This is a genomic window from Gilliamella sp. X-57 (genome assembly GCF_057063565.1).
In genome coordinates, this window is record NZ_JBXSQI010000008.1 from 55,323 (window position 1) to 72,693 (window position 17,371).

The 17,371-nt window shown below is 33.6% G+C and carries 16 protein-coding genes and 1 tRNA gene; 9 read left to right on the forward strand and 8 right to left on the reverse strand.

The annotated features are described in order from the left end of the window. Positions 1–6: 6 nt before the first annotated feature. Both ACYIAL_RS05285 and mtnN read right to left on the reverse strand, forming a co-directional pair. On the reverse strand, positions 7–633 hold the full coding sequence (locus tag ACYIAL_RS05285) for a TRIC cation channel family protein (RefSeq protein ID WP_483558276.1): 627 nt from the start codon (positions 631–633) through the stop codon (positions 7–9). Further along, positions 630–1,322 (reverse strand): 5'-methylthioadenosine/S-adenosylhomocysteine nucleosidase, encoded by a 693-nt coding sequence (gene mtnN / locus ACYIAL_RS05290; RefSeq protein WP_483751146.1) that lies wholly within the window; start codon positions 1,320–1,322, stop codon positions 630–632. The genes ACYIAL_RS05285 and mtnN overlap by 4 nt, the downstream gene beginning before the upstream one ends. A gap of 77 nt (positions 1,323–1,399) precedes the next feature. Between mtnN and ACYIAL_RS05295 the strand changes: the two genes are divergently transcribed. After that, positions 1,400–2,191 (forward strand): SDR family oxidoreductase, encoded by a 792-nt coding sequence (locus ACYIAL_RS05295; RefSeq protein WP_483751147.1) that lies wholly within the window; start codon positions 1,400–1,402, stop codon positions 2,189–2,191. Between the two features lie 26 nt (positions 2,192–2,217). Then, positions 2,218–3,087, forward strand: coding sequence for a co-chaperone YbbN (locus ACYIAL_RS05300; protein WP_483751148.1), 870 nt, complete (start codon positions 2,218–2,220; stop codon positions 3,085–3,087). Positions 3,088–3,338: 251 nt separating this feature from the next. Here ACYIAL_RS05300 and map read toward each other — a convergent pair whose 3' ends face one another. After that, positions 3,339–4,127: a type I methionyl aminopeptidase gene (map, locus tag ACYIAL_RS05305; RefSeq protein ID WP_483751149.1), complete on the reverse strand. Its 789-nt coding sequence runs from the start codon at positions 4,125–4,127 to the stop codon at positions 3,339–3,341. A 218-nt stretch (positions 4,128–4,345) separates the two neighbouring features. Between map and rlmC the strand changes: the two genes are divergently transcribed. The 3 genes from rlmC (at position 4,346) to ACYIAL_RS05320 (ending at position 8,077) form a co-directional block, all read left to right on the forward strand. After that, on the forward strand, positions 4,346–5,494 hold the full coding sequence (rlmC, locus tag ACYIAL_RS05310) for a 23S rRNA (uracil(747)-C(5))-methyltransferase RlmC (protein ID WP_174797805.1): 1,149 nt from the start codon (positions 4,346–4,348) through the stop codon (positions 5,492–5,494). A gap of 230 nt (positions 5,495–5,724) precedes the next feature. Continuing rightward, positions 5,725–7,296 carry a glutamate--cysteine ligase gene (gene gshA / locus ACYIAL_RS05315; RefSeq protein ID WP_483751150.1) on the forward strand — a complete coding sequence of 524 codons (1,572 nt, stop codon included), beginning with the start codon at positions 5,725–5,727 and terminating at the stop codon, positions 7,294–7,296. Then, the gene (locus ACYIAL_RS05320; protein WP_483751151.1) at positions 7,289–8,077 is read left to right on the forward strand and encodes an endonuclease/exonuclease/phosphatase family protein; all 789 of its coding nucleotides are present in this window, start codon (positions 7,289–7,291) and stop codon (positions 8,075–8,077) included. Before gshA ends, ACYIAL_RS05320 begins: the two co-directional genes overlap by 8 nt. Here ACYIAL_RS05320 and ACYIAL_RS05325 read toward each other — a convergent pair. The 4 genes from ACYIAL_RS05325 to rnhA all read right to left on the reverse strand — a co-directional run bounded on the left by ACYIAL_RS05325 (position 8,049) and on the right by rnhA (position 10,603). Beyond that, positions 8,049–9,116, reverse strand: a complete 1,068-nt coding sequence (locus ACYIAL_RS05325; protein ID WP_483751152.1) for a transglycosylase SLT domain-containing protein — start codon at positions 9,114–9,116, stop codon at positions 8,049–8,051. The genes ACYIAL_RS05320 and ACYIAL_RS05325 overlap by 29 nt on opposite strands. A 253-nt stretch (positions 9,117–9,369) precedes the next feature. Next, positions 9,370–9,867, reverse strand: coding sequence for a hydroxyacylglutathione hydrolase C-terminal domain-containing protein (locus ACYIAL_RS05330; protein WP_483751153.1), 498 nt, complete (start codon positions 9,865–9,867; stop codon positions 9,370–9,372). Between the two features lie 13 nt (positions 9,868–9,880). Then, the gene (locus tag ACYIAL_RS05335; protein WP_238786569.1) at positions 9,881–10,054 is read right to left on the reverse strand and encodes an MBL fold metallo-hydrolase; all 174 of its coding nucleotides are present in this window, start codon (positions 10,052–10,054) and stop codon (positions 9,881–9,883) included. 75 nt (positions 10,055–10,129) lie between these two features. Then, positions 10,130–10,603, reverse strand: coding sequence for a ribonuclease HI (gene rnhA, locus ACYIAL_RS05340; RefSeq protein WP_174797801.1), 474 nt, complete (start codon positions 10,601–10,603; stop codon positions 10,130–10,132). Positions 10,604–10,828: 225 nt separating this feature from the next. On the opposite strand from rnhA, the gene dnaQ reads away from it, so the two are divergent. Then, positions 10,829–11,566, forward strand: coding sequence for a DNA polymerase III subunit epsilon (dnaQ, locus tag ACYIAL_RS05345; RefSeq protein WP_174797800.1), 738 nt, complete (start codon positions 10,829–10,831; stop codon positions 11,564–11,566). A gap of 114 nt (positions 11,567–11,680) precedes the next feature. Continuing rightward, a tRNA-Asp gene (locus tag ACYIAL_RS05350) sits at positions 11,681–11,757 on the forward strand. Between the two features lie 126 nt (positions 11,758–11,883). On the opposite strand, the gene ACYIAL_RS05355 is transcribed toward ACYIAL_RS05350, so the two are convergent. Continuing rightward, entirely contained in the window at positions 11,884–12,948 is a 1,065-nt protein-coding gene (locus tag ACYIAL_RS05355) for a beta/alpha barrel domain-containing protein (protein WP_174797397.1), read from the reverse strand. A gap of 512 nt (positions 12,949–13,460) precedes the next feature. Here ACYIAL_RS05355 and ACYIAL_RS05360 point away from each other — a divergent pair. Together ACYIAL_RS05360 and ACYIAL_RS05365 are read left to right on the forward strand one after the other, a co-directional pair. Next, a complete protein-coding gene (locus ACYIAL_RS05360; RefSeq protein ID WP_174797398.1) occupies positions 13,461–16,232 on the forward strand; it encodes a flavocytochrome c in 2,772 nt (923 codons plus the stop codon). A gap of 29 nt (positions 16,233–16,261) precedes the next feature. After that, positions 16,262–17,233 (forward strand): FAD:protein FMN transferase, encoded by a 972-nt coding sequence (locus tag ACYIAL_RS05365; RefSeq protein ID WP_174797399.1) that lies wholly within the window; start codon positions 16,262–16,264, stop codon positions 17,231–17,233. The last annotated feature ends 138 nt before the right edge of the window (positions 17,234–17,371 follow it).

Here is a 17,371-nt window from a genome sequence, read left to right on the forward strand (position 1 = left end):
GTACATTTAATGATTTTTTAATCCAACAATAGGCAAAGTCAGGTTACGATAGATAGCTAATAATCGAATAACCAGTGTAACCAAAATACCAATGAATGTTGAATATTCCAAAGGTAGTTTGAATGCATTATAGGCGATAACATGGATTGTTCCGCCGATGACGCAAGCAGTGGCATAGATATCGGTTTTAAATACCATTGGAATATCTCGAGCAAGTACATCTCGAATAATACCACCACCTACTCCAGTCATCACTCCCATACAAACCGCCACTAAGCTGTTTACGTCAGAATAAATCGCTTTGTTCACGCCAATACCCACAAATACAGCAAGGCCGATTGCATCTAATACAGAAAATAACCATTTAGGGACTGTAATTGATGATGAGTAACGTAATAAGAGCATGGTGACTAACGAGGTGATGATAGCAATATACAGATCAGTGGAATCAGTGATCCAAAAGATCGGCCCATGATTTAAAACAATATCGCGGATTGTACCACCACCAATAGCGGTGATGACCGCTAGCACTAAGGCCCCGATTGGATCCATCTCTTTTTTAGCTGCTAGTAATACACCAGAAATAGCAAATACTATAGTACCTAATATGTCAAACCAAAAAAGATAACTCACGCAAGCTCACTTAGCATTGATTCAACAATGAGTGATGATTGTGTTGCAGCTAATTTTAAAAAGGATTGAAAATCAACTGTAGATTCATTATCTCCATTATCCGAGATAGCTCGAACAACCACAAATGGTACTTTAAATAACCAGCAAACATGACCAATAGCTGCGGCTTCCATTTCAACAGCAATAGCATTTGGGAAAGTTTGTTTTATTCTTGCTAAATTACTTTTACCATTTATGAAAGCATCTCCACTACCAATTGAACCTTCAATCGCATTAACTCCGTGCTTTTTGATACAGATTTTTGCTAATGATTGGTATTTTTGATCAGCATCAAATGCTACAGGACAACCTGACATTTGACCTGGCTTGTAACCAAAAGCAGTCAAATCAACATCGTGGTAAAAAACATCCTTTGAAACAATAATATCACCAATATTAAGGTCGAACGATAACCCACCAGCCGAACCAGTGTTGATAACAGCATCTACTTTATAATTATTTAATAATAACGTAGTACCTGATGATGCTGCTACTTTACCGATACCAGATTGGAGCAGTACGATTTCACAACCAGCAATTTGACCTAAATGAAAATCACAACCTAAATAACGCTCAACGTGATAATGTGTGATTTTACTTTTTAATATGGCTACTTCTTCTTCCATTGCAGCAATAATAGCAATTTTCATGCGATCCTCTTGGCTTAGTTTGGGTAACTTCAAATTAGATGTGCTATCATAGTTTGAGAAAATAAATTTGACAATATATGAATCAATCGGAGCTGAAATTGCGAACAATATTTATTACAGGCTGCTCAAGTGGAATAGGGCTGATCTCGGCCATTGCTTTAAAAAAACGTGGCTATCGTGTTATTGCTTCGTGTCGCAAATCATTGGACCAACAAAAACTTATCGAGCAAGGATTTGAAACTGTGCTTCTTGATCTTGACAATCCTGAATCAGTCAAGCAAGCTGCTCAAGAAATTCTCACTTTGTCTGAAGGCAAATTATATGCGTTATTTAACAATGCAGGTTACGGTGTTTATGGTCGATTAAGCACGATCAGTCGGGAGCAGTTAGAATCTCAATTTTCCACCAATTTTTTTGGTGTCCATCAGTTGACGCAATTACTGCTTCCAGCCATGCTAGAACAAAATGAAGGGCGTATTATTCAAACAAGTTCAATTGTTGGTATTGTTGCAACGCCAGGGAGAGGTGCTTATTCAGCCAGCAAATATGCCTTAGAAGCTTGGTCTGATGTGTTAAGGCTGGAATTAGCACAAACCAATATCAAGGTTTGTTTAATTGAACCTGGCCCATTAAAGACATATTTTTCAAACAATGTAAATCAAACAGAGCAAAAGAATATGGTAAAAAATCCACCTATAGCTAAACGATTTACTTTACCGCCCGAGGCTGTTTTGCCTTACTTATTCCATGCCCTTGAACACAGCAAGCCTAAAATACGTTACAGGGTAACAAAAATAACGACAATAGCAGCTATTGCTAAACGTTTGCTTCCTGATAGATTAATGGATAAAATTTTAAAGAATAAATAATAAATCATTATACCCTAGGACATAATATGCAAAATCAATTTATTTTTGATGTTAATGAGCAAAATATTCAAGAGGTGATTGAAAGATCATCGACATCCCCAGTGTTATTTTATTTTTGGTCAGCTAGAAGTCCAAATTATGAGGTAATGACTCAAACATTAACTAAATTGGCTAATGAACATCATGGGCAATTTATTTTAGCCAGTATTAATTGTGATGAACAACAAATGTTAGCTGCTCAATTTGGTTTACGGGCTATCCCAACGGTTTATTTATTTCAAAATGGTCAACCTGTAGATGGTTTTCAAGGACCTCAATCTGAAGAAACCATCAAAAATTTTTTAGAAAAAGTGTTACCAAATGAAGATGAGCTTAAATTAATTGAAGCACAAAATTTATTTCATGAAGCCAAATATGAAGAAGCATTACCACTGTTACGGCAAACTTGGAAATCACTTACCGATCATTTGGGTAAACCAAGAACAGATATTGCATTAATGCTAATAAAATCACAAATTGAACTTAAACAGCTAAATGAAGCAAAAGAAGTGCTTGCAACTGTTCCTCTACAAGATCAAGATTCAAGTTATCATGGATTACAAGCCGAAATAGAACTACTTGAACAAGCCGCTAATTCTCCTGAATTACAGCAATTACAAGCAGAATTTGCTCAACATCCTGATAACGTTGAATTAATGATTCAATTGTCTTCTCAATTAATGCATGTAGGGCGTCATGAGGAAGCATTAGAGTTGTTATTTAAACCGCTGACAAAAGATCTTAATGTTGGTGACGGACAAGTGAAGAAAACATTACTTGATTTACTAGCAGCATTAGGAACAAGTAACCCGTTAGCTAGTAGTTATCGACGTAAATTGTATACTTTATTATATTAAGATTTTATGAAATTTAAACTGGAACGAATTTTTAAGCGTTTACTTATAGGTTTATTATTTTTGCTAAGTGTAAACAGTGGGTTTGCTATTATATGTGCTTCTTATGTTCGTTCTCTAAAAAAAGATATACATAGAAGTAAACTCGATGAACTAAATAAAAAATTAGCACAAAAAAATTCGAATATAAAAATTATAGATAGAAATTTATAAGTGAAAAGATTCAACAATAAACTATTGTTGAATCTTTTTATTTAGTGTTCAATAATGCGAGGAAAATCTTCATTACTACGTAATGTTAAGACTTCAACACCATTTTCAGTAACTAAAATGGTATGTTCATATTGTGCCGAAAGACCATGATCTTTGGTTTTGACTGTCCAGCCATCTTTCATGGTACGGGTACGCCAATCGCCTGTATTTATCATAGGTTCAATAGTAAAAGTCATGCCTGGTTTTAAAATTACACCGCCGTCATCAGCGTCATAATGTAAAACTTGAGGTTTGTCATGATAGACTTCACCAATACCATGACCACAATATTCCCGAACTGAAGAAAAACCAAATTTATCGACATATTTTTGAATCGTTTTACCAATTTCCTTTAAACGTATGCCAGGTTTGATAATTTTAATCGCCTCGTAAAGGCTTTCTTGTGTAACTTGGCATAATTTTTCACCTGCGATAGTTGGTTTACCAGCAATGTACATTCTAGAAGTATCACCGTGATAACCATCTTTGATAACTGTTACATCAATATTTAAAATATCACCATCTTTTAGCTTTTTGTCAAAACTTGGAATACCATGGCAAACCACATCATTAATTGAAATACAACTAGTGTGTTGATAGCCACTATAGCCAATATTAGCTGGAATAGCTTTTTGAACATTAACAATATGTTCATAACAAATTTTGTCTAGTTCACCAGTACTAATGCCCGGTTTAACATAAGGTTCAATCATTTCTAATACTTCAGCTGCAAGTTTTCCAGCTATTCGCATTTTTTCAATTTCGACGGGGGTTTTTAACTTTATAGACATTAAATTTTTCCTGTAATATTAATGACAATATCCTATCATACCCCGCTATTTCGTCAAATCATACCGGATGATTAATTATGCATTTTGCTTATATTCTTATAAAATTTTGTAAAAAAGTTTCAGGAAAGTATATGTTTTAGTATAAAATAAAAAATTATACTTATTTCAATACGGTTTTATATATATAATAACTCATTATAAGAAAGGGTTTTATCGCAATGCAATGTCGTTTTTATCAGCAGAAAAAATGTTTATCTTGTCAGTGGATGGATAAGCCCTATCATGCACAACTAGCAGAAAAACAAAATAATCTGTTACAACAATTAACTCAATTTAAACCTAATGACGTTGTTGAACCGTTTGCTAGTAATGAGTTTGCTTTCCGTAATAAAGCAAAAATGGCGGTGTTAGGTACTGTTGAAAGACCTATTTTAGGGATACAAACAGATAATGAGATGGTCGATTTATGTGATTGTCCTCTTTACTCAAATAGTATGCAAAACATCCTAAAACTTGTTCGAACTTTCATCCGTAAACAGGGGCTTGTACCTTATAATATTAATAAGCGAAAAGGAGAGTTGAAATTTGTTATTGTTACTGAAAGTAAAGAGAATAATATAAGCTGTTTTATGCTGCGATTTGTTTTAAAATCGCACAAACTTGTCGAAAAAATAAATAATTCTTTTAAACAATTACAAGATAAAATACAAAACTTAAAGGTAATTTCAATAAATATCCAACCTAATCATGCAGCTATTTTAGAAGGGGAAGAAGAGTTAGTTTTAACCGACACCTCATTTTTACCAATGACATTAAATGGCGTTCCTCTTTTCATTAAGCCTAAAAGTTTTTTTCAAACAAACAGTGATGTTGCCAGCAATCTTTATAAAACTGCAAGTGACTGGGTCACAAATTTATCTATTCACTCAATTTGGGATCTGTTTTGTGGTGTAGGTGGTTTTGGCTTAAGTTGTGTTAGTCTTGCTATTGAAAATCAAATCCAGCTAACAGGAATTGAAATTAGTCCAGATGCGATTGAATGTGCAACAAAATCAGCTAACAAGTTAGGTTTTAAGCGGTTAACGTTTAAATCACTTGATGCTACTCAATACGCTATTGCTGAACAACACACTCCAGATCTAGTGCTGCTTAATCCACCAAGACGAGGGGTTGGTAAAGTGCTTATGCAGTATTTAGAAAATGTACAACCAAGCTATATTTTATATTCAAGTTGCAACTTAACCTCGTTAGTCGAAGATTTGATGTTGTTATCCAACTATCAAATCATGAAAGTGCAACTGTTTGATATGTTTCCCCATACTTCTCATATGGAAGTCTTGGTTTTATTACAAAGAAAAGATAAATAATTTAATTATCAAACCCTAATATTATCTTCAATCTATTAGATAGTTGTTATATTTTAAGATCTACCAATATTCAATTATCTGTAATAAAAATAGTGAATTGTATTTTCTAATCATTAAATTACAAATTATATTTAGTTTTTATTTTAAAGGTTGTTATAAATTAGACCATTGTTAATATCAAATTATGTTAATATAAAAAAATAAATAATTTCATTTAAGGAAGGCAAAATATGATTCCTGATGTTTCTAAAGCGCTTAACTGGTTAGAAAAACACTACACCATCTTACAAGGTATTCAACGCGGTGTTGAACGTGAAACTTTACGCATTTTGCCTGACGGGACATTGTCGAAAACTTCATTTCCCGCAAAAATTGGCGCAGCGTTGACTCATCCTTGGATAACAACTGATTTTGCTGAATCAATGCTAGAATTTATTACACCGGTTAATACCAATATTGATTATATGCTAACGTTTTTACGCGATTTGCATCGTTATGCTAGTGTAAATATTGATGACGAAATGATGTGGCCATTAAGTATGCCATGTTTTGTTGCCAATGAAGAAGATATTATTTTAGCTCAATATGGATCATCAAATGAAGGGCGTTTTAAAACGGTTTATCGAGAAGGTTTAAAAAACCGTTATGGTGCAATGATGCAAACCATATCTGGCGTTCATTATAATTTTTCATTACCTATGGCATTTTGGCAAGCAAGAGATGGTGTAAAAAATACAGAAGAGGGTAAAGCTGTTATTTCTGAAGGCTACTTTACATTGATTCGTAACTATTATCGCTTTGGTTGGGTTATTCCTTATTTGTTTGGAGCATCACCATCGATGTGCTCCTCATTTATTCAAGATCCACAAAAAGCAAAAGCCTTTATTGAACAAACAAATGGTAATTGTTATTTGCCTTACGCAACCTCTTTAAGGTTAAGCGATATAGGGTATACTAATAATGCACAAAAACAACTAGGCATTACTTTTAATCATTTAGATACTTATGTTGAAGGATTAAAACGAGCAACGCATACAAAATCAGCGGAATTTGCTAAACTGGGTATCAAAGTCGATGGTCATTATCGTCAATTAAACGATAATGTATTGCAAATTGAAAATGAATTTTACGGGCCAATTCGACCTAAAAGAGTTGCAATGACTGGGGAGTCGCCGTCGGATGCACTTTTACGTGGCGGTATTGAATATATTGAAGTACGCGCATTAGATGTTAATCCATTTTCACCGGTGGGGATTACTGAAGAACAGATACGATTTATCGATCTATTTTTAATTTGGTGTGCACTAGCACCAGCGCCTGAAATGAGCAGTCAAGAACTTGAGTGTGCCAAATTAAATTGGAATAGGGTAATAATGGAAGGACGAAAACCAGGGCTTGAGATTGGTATTGGTTGCAATAGCTATCGAGAACCTTTGTCCAAAGTTGGACACCAATTATTCAAAGATTTATTACGTGTTGCTGATGTTTTAGATCATCAAGATGACAAGCAGGGTTATCGTAATGTTTGTGAGCGTTTAGATTTGATGTTTGATCAACCTGAATTAACTTTATCAGCAAGAACACTACAAGCAATAAGCGATTTAGGTACAGCAAAATTTGGTTTAGCTTTAGCAAGCCAATATAAAAAACAGCTTATGGCAGAACCTTTAACATTATTAACTGAAGGTGATTTTGTTCAACAACGCAATTTATCTATTGAAAAACAGAGGAAGAAAGAGCAGAGTGATACTTTAACTTTTGATCAATATTTGCAGAAAAAGTTGAACGATAAAAATGTTTAAAAATCGATGTTATACTTTACGTTATCAGGCAAGCAACGAAGTTGAGTTGCTATTGCCTAACCAACAAATTACAGTTAATAAACCGTTAATCGATCAAACATCATTTACTGTTTTAGTTTGGAATATTTTTAAACAAAAGAAATCTGATTGTATTACTGTACTCAAACAATATGCTGATAAAGCTAAACTAATCTTATTACAAGAAGCACAAACAACATTACCTTTACTTCATTTTATTTCACAGCATAATAAAATTGCCGATCATGTCCCTGCATATTGTTTTAACAATATTTATGCTGGGGTCATGACAATCTCTGACTCGTTACCAACTTCACTTTTCTCTTTTAGAGAGAGAGAACCATTAATTCGTGTTCCTAAATCTGCTTTAATTACTATTTATCCGATTAGAGATTCTAAGCAACAATTATTAGTTGCTAATATTCATGCTGTAAATTTTAGTATTGGTGTAAAAGTCTACCGTCAACAAATACGCATGTTATTAACCCGAATAAAAGAACATAATGGTCCAGTTATTTTGGCTGGGGATTTTAATGCATGGAGTAGACAGCGACTGAATTTATTGTATCATCTTGTTTATTCAATTGAACTTAAGCCTGTTAATTTTTCAATCGATATTCGTAAGAGATTTATGGGCAGACCGTTAGATTTTATTTTTTACCGAGGATTACAACTTAACGCAGCTGAAATTATTAGCACAACCGCATCAGATCATAATCCTCTATTAGTAAATTTTAGATTGGATTTGCATTGGCAAGATTGATTGTTAAGATATCACCTTCTTGAACTCTAGAATTTTTTAGATTATTCCACTGCAATATATCAGTAATTTTTACACGATAATTTTTTGCTATGGAATATAAACTATCTCCTGCTTTGACAAGATAAGCAATCTTTTTTTCATTTCTAGAAAAGTTATCTCTACTTACAATGCTTTTGCTTTGAATGAAACTTGATCTAAATTCAAATGGCATATTAGCATGAGGAGTATCTTGTAGAAGTTCTGTAACTTCATTTGCAACAAGATTTTCTTTTTGTAATTTTTTAAATAAATCATGAGCATGAGTATAAGGAACAAGCAGATGAAAAGGACCATTTACTGTTTGTTGTACATATCCTGCATTATATGTTGTTAATTCATCAAGCGATAGTTTAGAATATTTAGCAATTTTAGCTAATGAAATATTTTTAGAAATATCAATTCTAACAAGCGAATTTTCGTAATTACAATCAGGTAACTTAATACCATATCGTTTATTATTTTTAACAATATCAATGATAGCTAAAATTTTAGGTACATAGTGCATGGTTTCAGTTGGCAAGTCTAATGACCAATAATTTGTTGGTAAACCTTTTGCCTGATTTTTCTCAATGGCTTTTCTGACTCGACCTTCACCCGCATTATAAGCTGCAAGTGTTAAAAGCCAGTCCCCATTAAAACGGTTATTTAAATTTTGTAGCAGTGATATTGCAGAATTAGTGGAGGCAATTAGATCCCTACGGGCATCAAATGAATTACTTTGTTGTAACCCATACTCTCTAGCTGTCACTGGTACAAATTGCCACAGTCCCGCAGCTTGTGCAGGTGATGTTGCAAGTGGGTCATAAGCGCTCTCAATAAGAGGAACTAAAGCTAATTCAGCAGGTAGATTATTCCTACGAAGTTGATTAATAATGTAATAAACATAAGGTTCAGAACGTAAGGCAACCGTTTCAAATCCTTTAGGATTACGTAATAATCGTTCTCGTTCTGCTTTAATTCGGCTGTTTTCAGGAACATTGGCATCAATCTGATTAAGCATATATTGCCATGGATTCTGAGTGATAGATACATAACTACTAGAATTACTTCTGTTATTAGCCGTGTTTTTCGAATACTTTATTCTAACAACAGGATTATATCGCGGTGTATGATGATGACACGCACCTAGAAACAAACATAATGTTGTAAATATTAATAACTTTTTCATTATTCCGTAAGTTTTACCCAAATTAAGTTTAATATTATACCTAAAAAATGTCTTTTTGGCTCCTAAAAAAAGCAAACAAATCTAACTAATTATTAAAATTGAACTTATTTTGTAATTGACGTTCATGGCATCGCAAAAATAAGTTAATTTGCTTTTCTTTAAACAAAATAGACGGTAATGTTTTTGATTTTTTTGAAATCAGATCTATATAGCTTTTGATGTTTTTATCATTAGGCAATATATGGGACGCAAAGGCTAAATTTGATAGCGTATATTCATGACCAGCACAGATTAAAGTATCATCAGGCAGCCGTTTTAAATGTTCTAATGAATCTAACATTTGTTGATAAGTACCCTCAAAAACCCTTCCGCAACCAGCCGAAAATAAAGTATCGCCAGAAAACAAATAAGGGTAGCAATAATAAGCTAAATGCCCAAGAGTATGTCCGGGTACTGTTATAACATCAAAGCTAAAATTACCAATACAAACTTTATCTTGATTAACAAGATAATTAATCGGCAGATCGATTTCGCTAGGGCCGTAAATATCAATATGCTGATATTGAGCTTTTAATTCACACACCCCACCAGTGTGATCAATATGGTGATGGGTAAGTAGGATTCCAAGGGGGGAATAATTTATACTTATTAATATAATTAATAACAGGTCCAGCTTCGGCAGGATCAATAATCACGGCTTGATTATCAGAGTTGCTTAGAATCCAAATATAATTATCTTTTAAGGATTTGATGCTATTCAGTTGATACATATTATTTTTATACCATCAGTTATCTATTTAAAAGCAAGTAAATTTATATCAGTTTCATAAAAGTATTTTTATAAATTAATCAGTTAGAGATTGTTCAAATATAGCGTCTTGCATAGTAGGGGATTGCGCTTGTGTTTTAGCTATAATGTCACAGCGCTCATTTTCAATATGACCAGCATGACCTTTGACCCAAATCCATTTAATGTTATGGGGTTGCACTAATTCATCAAGCTTTTTCCATAAGTCGACATTTTTTACTGGTTGTTTGCTGGCTGTCTTCCAACCATTTTTTTTCCAACCGTGGATCCAATTCATAATACCGTTACGCAAATACTGACTGTCAGAATATAACTCAATTTGACAAGGTTGCTTTAATTGTTCTAAAGCCACAATTGCAGCTAATAATTCCATGCGATTATTCGTTGTTTTAAAAAAACCTTTCGATAATATCTTTTCAGTTTGTTTATATTTTAAAATAGCAGCATAACCACCAGGACCCGGATTACCAAGGCAAGAACCATCTGTATATATTTCGATTTTTTTTAACATTTTTTAAAATTATTTAATAATTGTTGGGGATAGAATTTAAATCTCTTGCTTATTTTAATTGAAAGTGCAAGTTAACAGCCATTTAATTTATTTACTGTTATTCTATAACTTTAGCAAATTGACGATTATCTTCATTTATGAAAGTATCAACATTAAAGTTTTTTGGTGCTAGACTATACCACTAAAAATGTTTTTTCCCAATCATTGATATAAAAAGAGAAGCAAGTGATAAATCATTCTACGCGACAAATTGTATTAGATACTGAAACAACTGGCATGAACCAAGAAGGTAACAATCACTATGAAGGACATAAGATTATTGAAATTGGTGCTGTTGAAGTCATTAATCGCCGTTTAACGGGTAACCATTTTCATGTTTATATTAACCCAGAACGCTTAATTGATGAAGATGCATTTAAAGTGCATGGCATAAGTGACGATTTTGTTAAAGATAAGCCGATTTTTAAAAATATAGCGCATGATTTTATTAAATTTATCGATGGCGCTGAATTAATTATCCACAATGCTTCGTTTGATGTGGGCTTTATGGATTATGAATTTCGTCTTTGTGGGTTTGATTTTAAAACTGCTGATCATTGTATTGTTACTGATACCTTAGCCATGGCAAGGCGCCTATTTCCTGGTAAACGTAATAACCTAGATGTGTTATGTGAGCGCTATCAAATTGATAACTCTCACAGAACCCTGCACGGCGCGTTATTAGATGCCGAGATTTTAGCTGAAGTGTATTTAGCGATGACGGGGGGGCAAACGACCTTATCTTTTAATGCAGAGGATAATAACTCATCTTCATCGGAAAATAATATAATAAAAAGAGTAGAACGTAACGGCGCGCCTTTAAAAGTAATCAAAGCAACTGAATATGAGCTTTCTGAACATGAATCAGTTTTAAAAAAAATTGATAAAAAAAGTGGTGGAGCATTATGGAATTTGAACAAATGATTGCTTTATGGTCAATTAAACGGTAATTTTTAAAATTTTATTGACGATAATAAAAAAAATCTTTAACATCACACCCGATTTAATGTTCTAACATTAAAACTATCAAATAAAAGCGGAGCGGTAGTTCAGTTGGTTAGAATACCTGCCTGTCACGCAGGGGGTCGCGGGTTCGAGCCCCGTCCGTTCCGCCAATTCATTAAATCTTATCTAAATCTATTTATTACCAGTAAAAATAAATAAAGCAAGATTGTATAAATTTATTGTTGAAAATAGAATTACAGGGAAGATTACCCTGTAACGTTTTATGTTTTTTTCAACTATTCATTCTTATTCAAAAGGCTTTTCTTGATTTCTATCGCAAGGAGGGGGTTCCACATAGCACCCGTTGCACTCATAACAGCATCAGCACCACTTTTTATAAATTGATGATAATGTTCACTAGAACCAACTCCACCGACGCCCACTATAGCAAATTTTAGATCCATCTGTTTACGATATTTAGCTAAACGACTCACCATATCTAAGCCAGCCCAACGAATTGCGTCACCACAAATTCCACCTTCTTTTCTATTTTCACCTAAAGCCGGGTGACCTTTAGCATCAACGGGTTTAGCCGATAATGTGTTGATGGCGCTTAAACCGTCAATGATAGATCCGACACGAGTTAATAAAGAAATAATCTTTTCATCATCAGGAAAATACGCTAGTTTTAAAATAAGTGGACGATCAGGCACAGCAGTTTTAATAGCATTGACTACTCGTTCAACTTTATCTACATCAAAGCAAAGTAGTTTGCTTGCTCCTTCGTTTGGACAACTTAGATTTGCTTCAAGAATAGGTGCATTGGTTTCTTTAACTAATTTTGCCGCTAAAGCATAATCTTTTTCTATTTCTCCATTACCTTGTGTTCCTTGAAAACTACCTATAACACATTGTCCATTGCCAGCCGATTTTACAGCGTTAGCCATATCGGGTTGCCAAATATCAGGTGAAAATGAAGGCACGCCAAATGAGTTGGTAATTGATAATGGCTGATTATAATTGGTATCAGCTAATACTGTATCTAGATTGCATGATAATTTATCTTTAGGATGAACAGATAAAACATTAGGTAAAGGATGGCATTTATGTAGCTTAGTTCTGACCGTTTTATATACACATAAGTCAAATCCATAAGCAAAAGCAGCTTTAATATAGTTTGCATTTAATAGTGGACCTGCGGGCATACCGAATGGTAAATTGACCTCAACATTTAAGAATTTTGACATTGTTGTTGGGATTTGTTGTGCTTTATCGAGTTGTGCAAAAAGCCCAAAGGGTCCTTGAGCATAATTATCTTCGTAGCTTATACTTGGATTATAAAAAGGTGTTAAAGATTTCATACTCTCTCCTGATTATGCATGTCTTAAAGTAAATTGATTATTAATTTGAAATAGTAAAAAAACAGTTTTTTAACCAAAAAAAATCCTCCATGAAGGAGGATTTAAAAATAGGGCAAGTAGAGAATAAACAGACAATTTTGATTTTAATTTGTTAATGGGTATTCCAAACATTCTAATATTCTCTTTTTGTTAACTGTAAGGCATTGTAGCTGATCAAATTTAAAATTCAATATGAAAATTTAAAAAATATGTAACTAAATGAAAAGGTTATAATATTATTTTTTAGATTTATAGCTATACAGTAAACACTTCAAACACAGTCAATTATAAAAAATAAGTAAAGTCTTATTTTATTTATATCGATAATTTTCTAATCAATTAATAAATCAAGAAAAATTTTTGTCGAAAAAATGATACACCAACTATTAATGAAATTAATGTAAGTGGAGAATGACTATTGGTAATGTTATCATTATTGAAAACTAAAAAGATTAAATGTTAGGTATATAAAAATGCAAAATGAAAATATTTTTAAATCGTTAACGCTACCCAATGGTGTTGAATTAAAAAACCGTATAATGATGGCACCAATGACAACATGTTCTGGTTTTTATGATGGTTCTGTTACACATGACTTGATCGAATATTATCGTGTAAGATCTGGTGAAATAGGGGCTATTATTGTTGAATGTGGATTTGTCGATAATAAAGGCTTAGCTTTTCCTGGAGCGATTGGTTTAGATAGTGACGATAAAATTGAAGGATTAGCTAAAATTGCTCAAGCTATCAAAGACCAAGGCTCTAAAGCAATTATTCAAGTGTATCATGGCGGAAGAATGGTTGAACCTAAACTCATTGGTGGACAATCTCCTGTGGGGCCTAGTGCAATTGCAGCTCCGCGTCCTAATGCTGCTATGCCAATTGAATTGACTACTGATGAAGTGGATGAAATGATTGATAAGTTTGGTCAAGCCGTGCGTCGAGCTATTCAGGCTGGTTTTGACGGGGTAGAGATTCATGGTGCTAATACTTATTTAATTCAACAATTCTATTCTCCTAATTCAAATCAAAGGAAGGATAAATGGGGCGGAAGCCGTGATAATCGTACTCGATTCCCGCTTGCTATTTTAGATATCACCCATGATATGATTAAACAATATGCAACACCTGAATTTATTGTTGGTTATCGTTTTTCACCTGAAGAGCTAGAAGTTCCAGGCATTCGTTTTGATGATTCCATGTATTTACTTGAAAAATTAGCTGACAAAGGGCTTGATTATGTCCATTTTTCAATGGGAACGACACTTAGACCATCTATTGTTGATACACAAGATCCAACCCCACTAATTAAAAAATATGTATCTATGCGATCGGCTACATTAGCAAAAATTCCTGTTGTGGGTGTTGGTAATGTTATTAACCTAAATGATGTTAATGATGCAATCAATAATGGTTATGACTTAGTCGCCGTTGGACGAGCTTGTATTGCTTATCCTGATTGGATTAGCCGTATTAAGAAAGGTGAAAAACTAGAACTGTTTATCAATAGTGATAAACGTGAAGAACTTAATATTCCTGAACCTTTATGGCGTTTTTCTTTGGTTGAAAGTTTGATTCGTGATGTTAATCTTAATGCTAAAAAATTTAAACCAGGTAATTATCAAGAAACAGTCAACGACGAATCTTATGAATTTCTTATTAATGTTGAATTAGGTAAAGACTTTATTAAGGATATGGCATTAGTGAATGCTAAAGAGTTAGATAATGATATCCTAGATAATTTTACTGTTATAAAAAATAGAATTATTGATTCCAATAGTCCACATGTTGATACGATTTCGGGAGCAACTACGCAATGTGAAGCTTTTAAAAAAGCAGTCACTAAAGCGATGGCAAAATCTAACAAAGAGGCGATTATTGCCGAAGGTGGCGATCCTAATGACCAATCTTTCGATGTAGTTGTAGTTGGTAGTGGTGGGGCCGGGCTAGCGGCTGCTATTCAAGTGCATGATCTGGGCGCTAATGTAGTAATTGTTGAGCAAATGTCTGTCATTGGCGGTAATACCAATAAAGCCTCAGCTGGTATGAATGCAGCAGAAACTAAGTTCCAAAAACTTAAAGGTATCAAAGACAGTAAAAAACTTTTCTATCAAGAAACGATGATAGGTGGAAAAAATAAAAATAATCCAGAGTTATTACATTATTTTGTTGAAAATGCACCAGATGCGATCAATTGGTTAGATGATAATGGTATTGAACTAAGTGGTATTACAACAACTGGCGGTATGAGTATTGATCGAACACACCGCCCAGAAAGTGGTGCAGCGGTAGGTGGTTTCTTAATTAGTGGACTAGTCAGAAATATCAATAAGCGTGGTATCGAAGTCATGCTTGATACAGCAGTTACTGAAATTGTCACCGAAAACCATAAAGTTATTGGCGTTAAAGTTTCAGAAGAAGATGGTTCAACTCATATGATAAAAACCAAAGCAGTCATTATTGCAACCGGTGGATTTAGTGCTAATACTGCAATGGTTGAAAAATATCGCCCTGATCTTAAAGGATTTGTCACCACCAATCATAAAGGTGCCACCGGCTCTGGTATTATGATACTTGAAAAGCTTGGTGCTGGAACCGTTGATATGGGAGAAATTCAAATCCATCCAACAGTTGAACAAACTTCTTCTTATTTAATTTCAGAATCTATTCGTGGTGGGGGCGCGATACTTGTATCGCAAGAAGGCCAACGATTTGTTAATGAACTTGACACCCGGGACAATGTATCAGCTGAGATTATCAAACTACCGGAACACTATGCTTATATCCTATTTGATCAACAAGTACGTGATGAAAACAGATCAGTTGAAGAATATGTTGCAAATGAACTTGTTACCCAAGCAAATACGATTGAAGAATTAGCTCAAAAGTTATCGATTAATGACAACACATTAACTAAAACTGTAAAACGATACAATCAGTTTGCAGCAACTAAACACGATGAAGATTTTGGACGAACAACGGGTATGCGTCATCCGATAGAAAAAGGGCCTTTCTATGCAATAAAAATTGCACCTGGTGTTCATCATACCATGGGCGGTGTAACTATCAATATTCAAACGCAAGTCTTAGATACTAATAAAAATGTCATTCAAGGTGTGTTTGCCGCAGGTGAGGTAGTGGGTGGTGTACATGGAGCAAACCGTATAGGAGGTAATGCTGTTGCAGATATCATTATTTTTGGTATACAAGCGGGCAAAAATGCTGGTGATTATATCAAAAGTTAACTTGTTATAACTACTTGAGCTTGTTTAGTATGGTACGTCCTAGCTATGAATATACTCAAACTTTAATGGGAACAACGGTTTCATTAACGCTATTAGAGCCTAATGAAGCCGCTGCATACGCTGTTTTTGAAACTATAAAAATGCTTGAGGATAAATTAACCGTTAATAGGTCGTTATCAGAAGTTATGTCAATTAATTTAGCAGCTGGCCAATACCCTGTTACAGTAAGCCATTCTGTGTTTTCTTTGATTGAACAAGCTCAAAAAGTCAGCCTACATTTCAATAGTTGCTTTAATTTTGCCATTGGTCCATTAGTTAAGCTTTGGAAAATTGGCTTCCAAGATTATCAAGTACCATCTACCAAGTTAATAAAACAACAATTATTGTTAACTGATCCTAAAAATATTGAACTGGATGCAAAGACCCATTCCGTATTTTTAAAAAAATCTGGAATGGAAATTGATTTAGGTGCAATTGCTAAAGGATATATTGCTGATGTCGTCAAATTGATTTTACAACAATATCAAGTGTATCAAGGTATCATTAATTTAGGTGGTAACGTATTAACACTGGGTAAATCTTCACTTAATGAAGACGGCTATTGGCATGTGGGGCTAAGAAAACCATTTTCAACTAAAAATAAGCTGTCTGGGATTATTAAAGTTATAAATAAGTCGGTTGTAACATCGGGTATTTATGAGCGCTTTTTTATACAAAACAGTCATCTTTACCATCACATATTTAATCCCAAAACAGGCTATCCACTAGACAATGAATTAGAAAGCGTGACAATAATTTCAGATTCTTCATTGGAAGGCGATATTTATTCAACTGTCTTTTATGGATGGGGACTTGATAAAAGTAGAGAGTATTTAAAAAAACATCAAAAATTATCAGCTATATTCTTGTTAAAAAATAAAACAATAACATTAATCAATACTGATAATTTTATTTTTCAACAGCTTGATACTCAATACACAATCAGCACAGATTATAATTAAAACTGGCATCAAAAAAACGAATTTACATTGATTTTATTTAAGTTTTTATGCTTTATTTGAGATGTTTTGCTCGAAATTTGTTAAAATATTAATTCTTTTGATGCTTTTATACAAGACAATAAACTTGTGCAAATCATG

Excerpts from the sequence above, each read along its gene's own strand:
- mtnN (WP_483751146.1), bottom strand. The coding sequence starts at position 1,322 with ATGAAAATTGCTATTATTGCTGCAATGGAAGAAGAAGTAGCCATATTA.
- ACYIAL_RS05295 (WP_483751147.1), top strand. The coding sequence starts at position 1,400 with ATGAATCAATCGGAGCTGAAATTGCGAACAATATTTATTACAGGCTGC.
- ACYIAL_RS05300 (WP_483751148.1), top strand. The coding sequence starts at position 2,218 with ATGCAAAATCAATTTATTTTTGATGTTAATGAGCAAAATATTCAAGAG.
- map (WP_483751149.1), bottom strand. The coding sequence starts at position 4,127 with ATGTCTATAAAGTTAAAAACCCCCGTCGAAATTGAAAAAATGCGAATA.
- rlmC (WP_174797805.1), top strand. The coding sequence starts at position 4,346 with ATGCAATGTCGTTTTTATCAGCAGAAAAAATGTTTATCTTGTCAGTGG.
- gshA (WP_483751150.1), top strand. The coding sequence starts at position 5,725 with ATGATTCCTGATGTTTCTAAAGCGCTTAACTGGTTAGAAAAACACTAC.
- ACYIAL_RS05320 (WP_483751151.1), top strand. The coding sequence starts at position 7,289 with ATGTTTAAAAATCGATGTTATACTTTACGTTATCAGGCAAGCAACGAA.
- ACYIAL_RS05325 (WP_483751152.1), bottom strand. The coding sequence starts at position 9,116 with ATGCTTAATCAGATTGATGCCAATGTTCCTGAAAACAGCCGAATTAAA.
- ACYIAL_RS05335 (WP_238786569.1), bottom strand. The coding sequence starts at position 10,054 with ATGTATCAACTGAATAGCATCAAATCCTTAAAAGATAATTATATTTGG.
- rnhA (WP_174797801.1), bottom strand. The coding sequence starts at position 10,603 with ATGTTAAAAAAAATCGAAATATATACAGATGGTTCTTGCCTTGGTAAT.
- ACYIAL_RS05355 (WP_174797397.1), bottom strand. The coding sequence starts at position 12,948 with ATGAAATCTTTAACACCTTTTTATAATCCAAGTATAAGCTACGAAGAT.
- ACYIAL_RS05360 (WP_174797398.1), top strand. The coding sequence starts at position 13,461 with ATGCAAAATGAAAATATTTTTAAATCGTTAACGCTACCCAATGGTGTT.
- ACYIAL_RS05365 (WP_174797399.1), top strand. The coding sequence starts at position 16,262 with ATGGTACGTCCTAGCTATGAATATACTCAAACTTTAATGGGAACAACG.